Source organism: Corynebacterium sp. HMSC062A03 (assembly GCF_001811145.1).
Lineage (GTDB): Bacteria > Actinomycetota > Actinomycetes > Mycobacteriales > Mycobacteriaceae > Corynebacterium > Corynebacterium aurimucosum.
Window position 1 is genome coordinate 153,053 of the sequence record NZ_KV803680.1, and the last position, 12,647, is coordinate 165,699.

The window sequence follows — 12,647 nt, forward strand, 5'->3', positions numbered from 1 at the left end:
GTGCACCCCTTCATGGTGAGGGGCACACACCTCCTGCGCATTCACAATAATCTAGGACGCTTGGAATTGCTCCAATAGGTCAATCACCGCGGCGCGGGCATCAGCTGGGCCCTCAGCGTTTACTGCTGCGTCCGACATCTTCTGGCATTGCTCAAGAGTGACCTCAGCAAGCTGTGCGCCAACACCTGCGACCGCAGTCGACGCCGCAGACAGTGAAGTCACACCAAGGCCAGTTAGCACGCAGGCGAGCATGGGATCTGCTGCTGCTTCGCCGCAGACGCCCACCGGAACATTATTATCGCGCCCGACCACGCAGGTGTGCTGGATCAAACGCAACACGGCCGGTTGCCACGGATCGGTCAAGTAGGCCAGCTGGGGCGATAGGCGGTCAGCGGCCATAGTGTACTGCGTCAAGTCATTGGTACCGATGGACACGAAGTCGAGGTGCGGCAGGATAGTATCCGCCATCAGGGCTGCAGCCGGTACCTCAATCATCGCACCAGCCGTGAGCCCACGCTCGCGACAGAGTTCGGCGAACCACTTTGCCTCGACTGCCGTGGCCACCATCGGTGCCATAACCCACGTCGTGGCACCTTCGGCACGCTTTTCTGCGGCCTGCGCGATGGCATCGAGCTGACGGGTCAAAAGTGCCTCGTTATCGCGGGCGATGCGCAGGCCCCGGACGCCCAAGGCGGGGTTCTCCTCAGAGTCCAACGTGGCATAGGAGATCGGCTTATCAGAACCAGCATCGAGCGTTCGAACAACGACCTTGGAGTCCGGGAAAGCGTTGAAAACCTTGCCGTAGATGCGTGCTTGCTCCTCCACGGTGGGCTCTTCGCTCGCGGAGAGGAAGGACAGCTCTGTACGGTACAAACCGATACCTTCTGCCTGCGAATCAGAGGCGATGCGAGCTGCGTTGCCGTCGGCAACATTGGCGAGCAACTGCACGCGGTGTCCATCCTTGGTCTGGGCCGGACCCCGCCACTCGGCCACTCGTGCTGCCTTCTCGCGGTATTCCTCTACAGCCTTGAGCGAGGCAGCGCGATCCGCACCAAGGGCCACTGTTCCCACGGAGCCATCGACGAAGATCTGGGTTCCCGCCTCAATCGTGCGCAGCTCAGCGCCGACCGCCACGATGCACGGAAGGTCGAGCTGACGAGCGATAATTGCCGTGTGGCTGGTGGGACCGCCCAGCTCGGTCACAAGCGCCTTGATATGGGTGGTGTCCAAGGTTGCGGTATCCGCCGGTGCAAGGTCATCCGCCAGCAGCACCGCCTCCCCTTCAACCATGGGCAGGCCCGGCTCTTGCTCACCACGCAGTTGTGCGATGACACGGTCGCGCACGTCCTTGAGGTCAGTCGTGCGCTCGGCCATTACGCCGCCGGCGGCCTCAAACATGGTGACAAACCTGTCTGTGGCACCAACAACTGCATATTCGGCGTTCTTGCCGCTGCGAATGCCCTTGCGCACTGCCTTGTGCCAACCTCGGTCCTTGACCATTCCAGCAGTAGCGCCCAGAACTTCTGCTGCCTGACCTTCAGCACCAGCGGCACGCTGTTCTAGCCTGCTGGCAACGATGTCGGCGGCTTCGAGGAAGCGATCGTATTCAGCATCACGTTGCTCTTCCGCCACGGTTTCTCCAGCCGTGGGCAGTTCTGGGCGTGGGCGAACCCACACCGCCTCAGCGTATGCAACGCCGGCGACGACGCCGGTGCCTTTAATGGTGGATGGGGATGCGTTTTCCATGACACATTTCCTTACGGAGACGATGTTTTTCTCTATCCAGATCATCACAAGTCGGTCAAAAATGCAACGAAAACCACAGTGACGCCGTTGACATTCGGACACAAACGGGCAATAATCAACATTAAGCAACATTACTTTCACGCTGACCACGGGCAATCCGCACGGGAGTTCTTGTTTAAGCCGCCGAGGCGCGTTTGCCCCCAATATACGCACTCCGCGAAAGGGGACATTGTCCACAATGATCCTTACCTTGACCCCCAACCCAAGCATCGACGCCACCGTGCGCCTGAACGAGGAACTCGAGCCTGGTGCTGTACACCGCGCAGGGTCTGTATCCAGCGTTGCCGGTGGTAAAGGCGTCAACGTCACGCACGCCGTAACGCTCGCTAACGTCGACAGTCTGGCCCTTCTACCGGCTGTGGCCTCAGACCCTTTCTTAGCCCTCGCCGCTGACGCGTCTATCCCCGTGCACGCCGTGCCGGCGCATGACGCGGTGCGCACCAATACCACCCTGACCGAACCGGATGGCCGTACGACCAAACTCAACGGACCCGGCCCCACGCTCGATGAATCAATTCAGCAAGACGTGGCACAGGCTGTTGCTGAACACTGCGCTGCCGCCGAGTGGATCGTCATGGCGGGCTCTCTTCCCCAAGGCGTTCCTACAGATTGGTACACGCAGCTCATCTGTGTCGCGCGCGAAGCCAACCCCGGCATCCGTGTAGCCGTCGACACCTCCGATGCCCCTATGGTGGCTCTCGGAGAAAACCTCGAAACCGCCAGCCCCGACCTCATCAAGCCGAATGGTCTTGAGCTTGGCCAGCTAGCCAACGTGGATGGTCAGGCCCTCGAAGCTGCCGCCGAGAACGGTGATTTTAGCGGTGTGGTCAAGGCCGCGAGGGTCGTCGTCAAGCGCGGCATCCCCGAGGTTCTCGTCACCCTGGGTGGCGCTGGCGCAGTGCTGGTCACTGCCGATGAAGCGTGGGCCGCTACTCCCCCGCCGATTACCCTGCGCTCTACCGTGGGCGCCGGTGATTCTTCGCTCTCCGGCTATATCCTCGCCCGCCGCTCGGGTGCCTCCTACTCGGAAGCCCTGCGCCAAGCGGTGGCCTACGGCTCGGCTGCCGCAGCACTCCCGGGAACCCAGATACCAACCCCTGAAGAACTAGATATCGAACACACGACGGTTCAGGCCGTCACCGACTTTTAGCAGTACTGAGGAGTACGTACCCGATGTCATCAGAACTCATCACCACCGATCTTGTGGCGCTCGACGCCGACTTCGGTGACAGCATCGAGACAGTCATTACCAACCTGGCCACGCTTGTCCACGACACCGGCCGCGCCACCTCCGTGGAGGAACTGGCTGACCCCGCCATCGAGCGTGAAGCAAAGGCTGGCACCGGTGTCCCCGGTGGCGTTGCCATCCCACACTGCCGTTCCGCCGCAGTGTCTGAACCCACCTTGGCCTTCGCCCGCCTCTCGCGCGGTGTAGACTTCTCCGGGCCCGATGGCGACGCCCACCTGGTGTTCCTCATCGCCGCCCCGGAAGGTGGCGGTAAAGCACACCTGAAGATCCTTTCCAAGCTGGCTCGCGCGCTGGTGAAGAAGGACTTCTTGGAGGCTCTGCGCACCGCGCAGACCAAGGAGGAAATCGTCTCCCTGGTACTCGACGTGGTTAACGCCGAAAAACCGAAGAAGAAGGCTACGGCCAGCGAATCAGCACCTGCAGCTGCGACTGCAGCGCCTGCGGCGAGCAAGGCTGCGGATTCACAGAAGACCCGCATCGTGGCTGTGACCGCATGCCCGACCGGCATTGCCCACACATACATGGCAGCCGACGCCCTCACCCAAACCGCCGAGGAGCGCGACGATGTCGAGCTCACCGTAGAAACCCAGGGTTCCTCCAATAACACCGCTGTTTCTGCAGACACCATCGCGGCTGCCGACGCCGTCATCTTCGCTACCGATGTCGGTGTTCGCGACCGGGAGCGCTTCGCCGGAAAGCCCGTTATTGAATCAGGCGTCAAGCGCGCCATCAACGAGCCGGGCGTGATGCTCGATGAAGCTATCGCTGCGTCCAAGAACCCCAACGCACACAAGGTCGCAGGCACGGCAGGCGCAGCCTCCTCTAGTTCCGCAGAAGAAGGCGAAGGTCTGGGCTGGGGCAAGCGCATTCAGCAGGCCATCATGACCGGTGTGTCTTACATGGTGCCCTTCGTCGCTGCCGGTGGCCTCCTCTTAGCCTTGGGCTTCCTCTTCGGTGGCTACGACATGGCCAACGGTTGGCAGGCCATCACCAGCGATTACTCGTTGACCAACCTGCCGGGCCATAACGTCATGGTTGATGGCGAAATGATGACCTTCAAGAAGGCAGGGTTCGCCCTGTACATCGGCGCCGTGCTCTTCGCCATCGGTCAAGCATCGATGGGATTCATCGTCGCGGCGCTCTCCGGCTACATTGCCTTCGCGCTGGCGGGCCGCCCGGGCATCGCGCCGGGCTTCGCCGGTGGTGCCATTGCGGTCACCCTCGGTGCGGGCTTCATCGGTGGTCTGGTCACCGGCCTTATCGCTGGCTTTGTTGCGATGTGGATTGGCAAGTGGAAGGTCCCGCGCTGGATCGGCTCCCTCATGCCTGTGGTCATCATCCCGCTGCTCGCCACCATGGTTACTGGCCTGCTCATGTACCTGCTGCTCGGTGCACCGCTGGCCGCCATCATGGAAGGCCTGCAGAACTGGCTGTCCTCTATGTCCGGTTCCTCCGCGGTCCTTCTGGGCATCATCCTGGGACTTATGATGTGCTCCGACTTGGGTGGCCCGGTCAACAAGGCTGCTTACCTCTTCGCTACTGCTGGCCTGTCCACGGGTGATGAGGCTTCCATGAAGATCATGGCCGCCGTTATGGCCTCCGGCATGGTTCCGCCGATCGCACTGTCCATCGCTACCTTCGTACGCAAGAACCTGTTCACGCCTGCGGAGCAGGAAAACGGTAAGTCCGCCTGGCTGCTGGGTCTGTCCTTCGTCTCCGAGGGCGCTATCCCGTTCGCTGCTGCCGACCCGCTGCGTGTCATCCCGTCGATGATGCTCGGTGGCGCAGTAACAGGTGCTCTGTCGATGTCCCTGGACGTCATATCTCGCGCCCCGCACGGCGGTATCTTTGTTATCTTCGCTATCGAACCTGCGTGGGCATACTTCGTGGCTATCCTTGCCGGCGTCATCGTGTCCGCCATTGCGGTCATCGCGATGAAGCAATTCTGGCCTAACAAGGCTGCGGAAGAGGCTGCTGCGAAGGCAGACAAGGCCAAGGCCGCCGCCTAGCGCTTAAGCCGCGTACACTTGTAAGCACGAAACTCCGTAATTCGAAAGGATTATTATCATGGCTTCTAAGACCGTCAAGGTTGGTTCCTCCGTCGGACTGCACGCACGTCCGGCCTCCATCATTGCCGATGCCGCCGCTGAGTTCGACGAGGACATCTTCCTGACCCTCGTCGGCGATGAGGACGAGGATGAGACCGATGCTGCTTCCTCCCTCATGATCATGGCTCTCGGCGCCGAGCAGGGCGACGAAGTCACCGTGACTTCTGAGAACGAAGCCGCTGTGGAGAAGATCGCCGGTCTCATCGAGCAGGACCTCGACGCTTCCTAAAGCACTTTCCGTCTATAGAACGGCAGAGCTCCCGCTTCCCTCTTGTACTGAGGGTGGCGGGAGCTTTTTGATTCGCCTCGTCTGCGCGGACTCTTTCTCTCGTCTTCTCCCCTCGACTGAAGTGACCTACTGTGTAGAGTCAAAGACATGACTGGCCAGCCAACAACGCCCCCAGACGTCGGCTACGAGGTCATGGGAGCGTTGACCCGGTTCCGCGGCGACCTCGATACCGAAACCCTCTACCACGGAGTCGCCTCACACCTCTGGGCGGATCAATTAGCGGGAGATTATCCGATTGGAAAAGCAGACTTCGCCAACCCCGAAACCATTTCGTGGCCAACTCATACCGACGACGAGGTATACATACACACGGTGGAAGAGCTGCTGGACTACGCACAGGCTCATTCCGGCAGTGATGATGTCTGGCTGGATGATGAGTTCGTGGGGAGACCTCTAAAGGGACCGAAGTAAAAGCACCTTATGCAGACTTCTGCACACATTCACCTGGGGTTTTCTAAATAAAAGCCTCCAGATGGTGCCTTTACTCCGTTCAGGCGGCGAGGGTATGTCTAGTACTTCGCGCCGCGGCCCTCACCAATGGAGCCGTAGAGCTTCTTCATCACCGGGTAGAGCACGATGATGCCGACAGAGCCCCAGGCAATGCCCTCAAGCGTCACGCCAAAGACGTCGAGGGTGAGGTTGCCAATACCCGCGATGAGCGCCACCGCCGCAGCAGTGAGGTTCACCGGGTTATTGAAGTTGACCTTGTTGTCCATCCAGATGCGCACGCCGAGCATGCCGATGAGCCCGTAGAGGACAATGCAAGCACCACCCAGCACGCCGGTGGGGATGGTAAAGATGAGCGCGCCAAACTTCGGGATGAAGGCCAGAGCGATGGCTGTGATAGCAGCTACCCAGTAGGCGGCCGTGGAGTAGACGCGGGTCGCGGCCATCACGCCGATATTCTCCGCGTAGGTCGTAGTACCTGAGCCACCGAAACCACCAGCCAGGGAGGTGGCAAGACCGTCTGCAATGAGGGCGTCACCGGCCAGATCATCGAGATCGCGCTTGGTCATCTCCGAGACGGCCTTGACGTGGCCGACGTTTTCCGCAATCAACACGACCAGGACCGGAAGCGCGGCCGCGATGGCGGAAACGTGAAACTCCGGCGCATGGAACTGTGGGAAGCCAATCCAGGCTGCTGCGCGGATGGACTGCACAGCGCCTTCGCCAAGGTTGCCCGTGGCAGCCGCAAAAGCCCAGCCCACGACAACACCGATGAGGATAGACAGACGCGACACCATGCCGCGACCAGCGACGGTGGCCAGGATGATGACCGCCAGCGTCACCGTGGCAACCAGAGGCTGGCTCGAATAATTGGTGGCAGCATTGGGCGCCAAGTTAAGGCCAATCAGTGCCACGATGGCGCCGGTCACAGCCGGCGGCATGACGGCGTCAAGGACCTTCCGGCCCGCCGCCTTCACCGCGAAACCAATCGCCACCAGGACCAGGCCAGTCACTAAGACGGAACCCGCCTGTGCGCCAATGCCGTACTGCTGGGAGGCGCTCAGCGGCGCAATGAACGCGAAAGAGGATCCCAGGTAGGAAGGCAGGCGGTTGCGGGTAATCAGGAGGAATAGGATTGTTCCCAGGCCTGAAAACAGCAACGTCGTATTGACCGGGAATCCGGTCAGGGTGGGCACCAGCAGTGTCGCGCCGAACATGGCCACGACGTGCTGCATGCCGATGCCGATAGTGCGGCCCCAGCTCAATCGTTCTTCGGGTGCGACGACCGCGCCCGGCTTAATCGTTTTTCCGTCCCCGTGGACGGCCCAGCCAAAATTACTCACGAACCATAATTATGGCTCACGGGAGCACTGAAACCTAAGCGTCCTCACCGGCCACGCGAAATTCCCTGAGTTCGGCGGCAATAGAGGCGGGCAGGCGAACGTCGACAAGCGTGCCCTGACCCGTGTACTCCTCACTGCGCACGGTGCCCTGGGTATGGATGCGATCGACCACGTCCCCGCGGGTAAACGGCACGAGCAGCTGCACGTGCTCGTCTTGGGAATTGAGGAACAGCTCCACACGCGCAGTGAGCTCATCGATGCCCTCCCTCGTCTTGGCGGAGACATAGACGACATTGTCGCGGTCGAGGGCGTGGCGCAGCTCCGCGAGTACCAGGGGGTCAGCCTGGTCAATCTTATTAATGACGATAATCTCCGGCGGGGCTTCCTCACCGGTGTCCTTCACAATGTCATAGATGACCTTGTTGACCGCTTCAATCTGCTTGAGCGGGAAAGGATCAGAGCCGTCCACCACATGAAGCATCAAGTCCGCTGCGAGGACTTCCTCCAAGGTGGATTTGAAGGCTTCCACCAGCTGCGTCGGCAGGTGGCGCACAAAGCCGACGGTATCGGTGAAGACGACCTGACGGCCATCGGCCAGCTCGGCGCGGCGCGTAGTGGGATCCAAGGTAGCGAACAGCGCGTCCTCCACCAGCACGCCAGCGCCCGTCATCGCGTTGATGAGCGAAGACTTGCCAGCGTTGGTGTAGCCAGCAATAGCGATCTGCGCAATCGTTGAGGATGCGCGGCGCGAGCGCTTGATCTCGCGTTCCGTCTTCATCCCTTTAAGTTCCTTGCGCAGCAGCGCCATCTGCGTGCGGATGCGGCGACGATCCGTCTCAATCTTGGTTTCACCGGGTCCGCGCAAGCCGACACCGCCGTTGGATCCGGCTCGGCCACCCGCCTGGCGCGAGAGGTTACCGCCCCAACCGCGTGTATGGGTGTAGAGGTACTCCAGCTGTGCGAGCGAGACTTGGACTTTACCTTCCTTGGACTTGGCGTGCTGCGCGAAGATGTCCAAGATGAGCATGGTGCGGTCGATAACCTTGGTGTTGAGCGCTCGTTCTAATGCCGTGAGCTGGCCCGGGGTAAGTTCGCCGTCGCATACCACGGTATCCGCGCCGGTGGCAGTCACGATATCCTTGAGCTCTTTCACCTTGCCGGAACCGATATAGGTTCCAGGATCCGGCTTGTCGCGCTTCTGATACAGGGCTTCGATGACCTCTGCACCCGCGGTCTCCGTCAACGCGACAAGCTCCGCCATCGTGGCCTCAACCTCGGCCACGGTGCCTTCGGTCCACACGCCCACCAAGATCACTTGCTCAAGGCGGAGCTTGCGGTACTCCACCTCGTAGATGTCGGTGCTGTCTTCTGAGCGGATTGTGGTCTTACGGTTCACTCGCCGGAAGGCATTGCGCTCCGCGAGGTCGAAATCACCGGTGGACGGCACCTGTGTCATGGGCGCGGGCTCACCAAAAGCCTGCGCGAGGAGATCATCATGGGTTTCTTGTGTCATATGTTTTCTATTCTTGCACGTCACGCCTCTTAACAGGGAATCTCCGTTGCACACGACCTTGTGCCGATCCCGGCGGCAAGGCTCACCGACAACATTTTTGAGTCATCGCGGCGCCAGATACAATGGGCCGCATGACCGTCAAAGAGACCACCCACCCAGAGATGCAGGCCATTGGCCTCAACTACGAGCGCTGGCAGGACGCCGTCGAAGCCGCCATTTCCACCAACCAGCTGGCAGTCACCGGGGAGGTTCGCGGAGGACAACTCATTCAGTTCTCGGATCCTTCCGGGGCGCAACTCAATATCCTTGCCGTCGAACCTTTCGCCACCTTTATCGGCTTCGAGGGCGTCACCCAAGGATTCGCTCACGTCTCTATGCTCAACGATGTCTTGGCTTACCTGGACATCATCGATCCTTTCGGAAACGTTCTCGCGCAAGCAACGGCGAACCTGGCGCAGGGCCCGCTCTCGGCAGATGAGGACACCCAGCAGTGGCAACAGGTAGAGCTCACCGCGATGGGCCTCGACGTCACCGCCTTCGACAGCACTGAAGCCTACGAAGCCGAGAAGGGTGCCTACCCAGCCACGTTTGAATCCACTGGCGCGGCAATTGTTGCGGCCGGTTCCGGTTCCGAATCCCCCACGCCGGGCTGCACTTTTTCCGCACGGGTCATGGAATCCGAGTGGCGCCACAACCAGCTCACAGGTAAGCGCTTCATGCACCTCGTCATGGATGGCACCTTCCCCTTCGATCTGTGTCTGCCGGAGAGCTTTGGTGAGCTGCCACCGAAGGATTCCGTTCTTGCGGGTTCGGCGATGTTGACGGCCTCGATTGCGCTGCCCACCGGTGGTTGTGGCGGCGAAGGCGGCTGCGCTTGTGGCTCTGGAGGCTGCGGAGGCCACTAAGGTCTCGGAGAGTTGTCACCATGATTTTTTCCGCATCTCAGCGTCGCGGTCTAGCGCTGCTTCTCGCCGCAGTTACCGCTGCGGTGTTGATTGTGACGCTGAAGCTGCCGGGAGTCATCCTCGCTGCTTTCGTCTGCGGCGCGCTGTGGCTTTTCGCCGATGCCCGCCCCAACGCCTCGGAGCATGCGGCACTGCGGGCTTCCATTGCGCTCACGGTGGAGGACATCACGGGTGTCCTCGAGGACTATGCCACGTTTGCTACGAGCGATGACGCGGAGTCCTTAGCCGACCGAACATTGCACCGCCCCGCGCTTGTCGACGTCGACTGCGCAAACCCCGTCATCGAAGCGTTCCACTACGAGATGCATGGTGCGCAACGCTTCTTACGCCGCCTCGATGCGCGGGTGAACTCACCGCACGTTGAAACCAGTGAGCTGGAATCCCTGCTTAAAGTGGCCGACGAGCGCGCCGCAGAACTCAAAGAAGCCTGGCTCGCGGCCCGCCGCGCCGCCTTGGCCTTGGGCACCAACTACAAAAAAGAGGACGGACGCTAAACGCCGTCCCGAAAAGCCCTATAGTGAAGTTTCACCAGTTGCCACGATGCGCGAAGGCCCCGTCAGCGTGGAGCCGTCTTCGGTGATGTCCACCTCTACCTCGCCGCCCGGAACAATGACGCGGACGTGGCCGGTGACCTGGGAGGCATCGGCAAGCGCGGCGCACGCTGCCGCCACCGTTCCGGTGCCGCACGAGCGAGTCTCCCCCGAGCCGCGCTCGAAGACGCGCATGTGAATCACACCATCGCGCAAAGGTGTCACCAGCTCTACGTTGACGCCTGCCGGGAAAAAATCAGTGTCAAAGACAGGCTGCTCAAGGCGCTTTCCAGCCAAGGCCTCTGCGCTAAGCCCCGGGATTACAGCCGCCAAATGGGGGTTTCCCACGTCCACTCCTAGCCCGGCGAAGCTCTCCCCCGCCATCGCAGCCGTGGAGACACCGAGCACCTGTGCTGGTCCCATCTCCACGCTAACTTCGGCCTCAGTCTCGCTGAAAGAGTGCACGGTAACCTGCTTGGCGCCGGCGCGCGTGCCCACGGTGAAGGTGTCTTCTTCCACCAACCCACGGGAACGGACCCAATGCGCGAAGACGCGGGTGCCGTTGCCACACATTTCCGCCACGGAGCCATCCGCGTTGCGGTAGTCCATGAACCAGTCATCGGCGTTAATACCCGGCGCGAGCTCATCGATTTCTCCAGAAGCGAGCAGTTCACCAGCGCGGATGACGCGCAGTACACCGTCGGCGCCGATTCCGGCTCGACGGTCACACAGTGCCGCCACCTTTTCCGGCGGTAGCGGCTCGGTTCCCTCCACAATGACGAAATCGTTCTCAGTTCCGTGGCCTTTAGCAAAGTTCATAGCTGTAGAGTCTAACGCCCTTCGAGGACACGCAAAGCCTGCGTGGTCGTGTCAGCCGCGGCATCCAACCAGTGGATCCGTTTATCGCGGTTGAACCAGGCGCGCTGGCGGCGCACATAGCGGCGGGTTCCGGTGATAGTGCGCTCCACTGCCTCCTCCCATGTCAGCTCTCCGCGCTGTGCTTGGAGAACTTGGGCATAGCCAATCGCCCGCCCGGCTGTGGACTCAGCCTTCAAGCCGCGGATTTGGAGGCTCTCCACTTCCTCCACCAGCCCCTTGTCGAACATGAGGCGGCTACGCAGCTCGATGCGCGGGTTCAACCAGCTGGCTTCCGTGCGCAACCCGAGGATTCTCGTGCCCCACCGGGGCGGGGCGTTCTTCGGTGGCTGGCTGGCTTTGAAAGGCTTGCCTGTAAGCTCGATGACTTCCAGTGCGCGCACGGTACGGCGCGGGTCCTTATCTTCAATGATGGCCGCGGCTGCCGGGTCCACGCTGGCAAGCTCTGCGTGCAAGGCATCGGTACCAATCTCTTGGCGCCGGGCTTCCCAGCGAGCGCGCACCTGCGGATCAGTGGGCGGGAATTGCCAATCATCCACGAGTGATTGGACATAAAGCATGGAGCCGCCCACCAAGATCGGAGTCTTGCCACGCGCTCGAATACTCTCGATATCCGCGATGGCAGCGGACTGATAGCGTGCTACCGACGCCGTTTCCGTCACGTCCCACACATCGAGCTGATGGTGTGGGATACCTTCGCGTTCCTCCATCGTTAGCTTGGCGGTGCCGATGTCCATGCCACGGTAGAGCTGCATCGAATCAACGTTGACAACTTCCCCGTCAAGCTCGTGTGCAAGAGCTACGCCGAGAGCCGACTTTCCGGAGGCCGTCGGGCCGACCACTGCAATGGGGGTTGGCGCGTGCGGGTGAGTATGAGTCATCAGCACTGCCACCCCGCCACATAGCGCCCTACCCCGAGGGTTGAATCCGCTGCCCGAAGCTCCGCGTGCCGTGGGTGCACGCCTGCCAGCTGTGCCCAGAGGTTCGTCTCGAGCACACCTGCGGACCGCAGACGTGCCTCGTCGCAGTGTGCTTCCCCGCCGGCAAGAACGCTTTCGCACCACAGGTGGGCATCCCGTGCGCCGTCGACGAGGGCTAGTGGCGCGCGTTTGGTCAGGCCTGCTGAGCCATCAACACAGACAACGGTCAGGCGGGCGGGACGGACCTCACCGAGTTCAGCGCGGGAATCCTCCACCACGAAGCCTGGTTCATCGGGTGTGTGGGCAAGCGCGCGACAAAGCACGTAGCGGGCCATGATTTCTGGCAGAAAGTTGCCTCCGCCGACGTCGACCTGCGGCGCTCCCCATGCTCGCAAGCTTCCCGTATGCTCGGTGCGCCACCGAGTATCACGCGATCCCACGATATCTACCTTGAGAGGGCCTCCGCCGCTTATGCGTGCGGCATCGCGAGCGAGCTCGCAGGCCGCGCCGAGCAGCGCGCGCGAAGCGTCATCGCCGGGAGAGAGTTCTTCCGCCAGAGCCGGGGAGGCTGGCATAACCATGAGATTCTGCATCAACTCCC

General features: G+C 61.3%; 12 protein-coding genes. 6 read left to right on the plus strand and 6 right to left on the minus strand.

All coding sequences use genetic code 11. The annotated features are described in order from the left end of the window. Positions 1 to 51: 51 nt before the first annotated feature. The gene (gene ptsP, locus HMPREF2781_RS07070; RefSeq protein WP_070644945.1) at positions 52 to 1,746 is read right to left on the minus strand and encodes a phosphoenolpyruvate--protein phosphotransferase; all 1,695 of its coding nucleotides are present in this window, start codon (positions 1,744 to 1,746) and stop codon (positions 52 to 54) included. Between the two features lie 238 nt (positions 1,747 to 1,984). Here ptsP and HMPREF2781_RS07075 point away from each other — a divergent pair, with 238 nt between their 5' ends. The 4 genes from HMPREF2781_RS07075 to HMPREF2781_RS07090 all read left to right on the plus strand — a co-directional run bounded on the left by HMPREF2781_RS07075 (position 1,985) and on the right by HMPREF2781_RS07090 (position 5,863). After that, positions 1,985 to 2,956 (plus strand): 1-phosphofructokinase family hexose kinase, encoded by a 972-nt coding sequence (locus HMPREF2781_RS07075; protein WP_070644947.1) that lies wholly within the window; start codon positions 1,985 to 1,987, stop codon positions 2,954 to 2,956. A gap of 23 nt (positions 2,957 to 2,979) precedes the next feature. Further along, positions 2,980 to 5,064 (plus strand): PTS fructose transporter subunit IIABC, encoded by a 2,085-nt coding sequence (locus tag HMPREF2781_RS07080; RefSeq protein ID WP_070644949.1) that lies wholly within the window; start codon positions 2,980 to 2,982, stop codon positions 5,062 to 5,064. A 58-nt stretch (positions 5,065 to 5,122) separates the two neighbouring features. Continuing rightward, positions 5,123 to 5,392 (plus strand): HPr family phosphocarrier protein, encoded by a 270-nt coding sequence (locus HMPREF2781_RS07085; protein WP_010190265.1) that lies wholly within the window; start codon positions 5,123 to 5,125, stop codon positions 5,390 to 5,392. A gap of 147 nt (positions 5,393 to 5,539) precedes the next feature. Continuing rightward, entirely contained in the window at positions 5,540 to 5,863 is a 324-nt protein-coding gene (locus tag HMPREF2781_RS07090; RefSeq protein WP_070644950.1) for a hypothetical protein, read from the plus strand. Between the two features lie 98 nt (positions 5,864 to 5,961). On the opposite strand, the gene HMPREF2781_RS07095 is transcribed toward HMPREF2781_RS07090, so the two are convergent. Further along, positions 5,962 to 7,242 carry a uracil-xanthine permease family protein gene (locus HMPREF2781_RS07095; protein ID WP_070446740.1) on the minus strand — a complete coding sequence of 427 codons (1,281 nt, stop codon included), beginning with the start codon at positions 7,240 to 7,242 and terminating at the stop codon, positions 5,962 to 5,964. A gap of 34 nt (positions 7,243 to 7,276) precedes the next feature. Then, positions 7,277 to 8,755, minus strand: a complete 1,479-nt coding sequence (hflX, locus tag HMPREF2781_RS07100; protein ID WP_070644952.1) for a GTPase HflX — start codon at positions 8,753 to 8,755, stop codon at positions 7,277 to 7,279. Between the two features lie 122 nt (positions 8,756 to 8,877). On the opposite strand from hflX, the gene HMPREF2781_RS07105 reads away from it, so the two are divergent. Together HMPREF2781_RS07105 and HMPREF2781_RS07110 are read left to right on the plus strand one after the other, a co-directional pair. Then, positions 8,878 to 9,660, plus strand: coding sequence for a hypothetical protein (locus HMPREF2781_RS07105; protein ID WP_070644954.1), 783 nt, complete (start codon positions 8,878 to 8,880; stop codon positions 9,658 to 9,660). Positions 9,661 to 9,680: 20 nt separating this feature from the next. Then, on the plus strand, positions 9,681 to 10,214 hold the full coding sequence (locus tag HMPREF2781_RS07110; RefSeq protein WP_070446737.1) for a hypothetical protein: 534 nt from the start codon (positions 9,681 to 9,683) through the stop codon (positions 10,212 to 10,214). Positions 10,215 to 10,232: 18 nt separating this feature from the next. Here HMPREF2781_RS07110 and dapF read toward each other — a convergent pair whose 3' ends face one another. From dapF to HMPREF2781_RS07125, 3 genes are read right to left on the minus strand one after another with little or no spacing between them, the layout of a single operon-like run. Then, entirely contained in the window at positions 10,233 to 11,069 is an 837-nt protein-coding gene (gene dapF / locus HMPREF2781_RS07115) for a diaminopimelate epimerase (protein ID WP_070446736.1), read from the minus strand. A gap of 11 nt (positions 11,070 to 11,080) precedes the next feature. Next, a complete protein-coding gene (miaA, locus tag HMPREF2781_RS07120; RefSeq protein WP_070446946.1) occupies positions 11,081 to 12,007 on the minus strand; it encodes a tRNA (adenosine(37)-N6)-dimethylallyltransferase MiaA in 927 nt (308 codons plus the stop codon). Then, complete coding sequence (locus HMPREF2781_RS07125) at positions 12,007 to 12,639, minus strand: hypothetical protein (RefSeq protein WP_070644956.1); 633 nt, start codon at positions 12,637 to 12,639, stop codon at positions 12,007 to 12,009. Before HMPREF2781_RS07125 ends, miaA begins: the two co-directional genes overlap by 1 nt. Between the last annotated feature and the right edge of the window lie 8 nt (positions 12,640 to 12,647).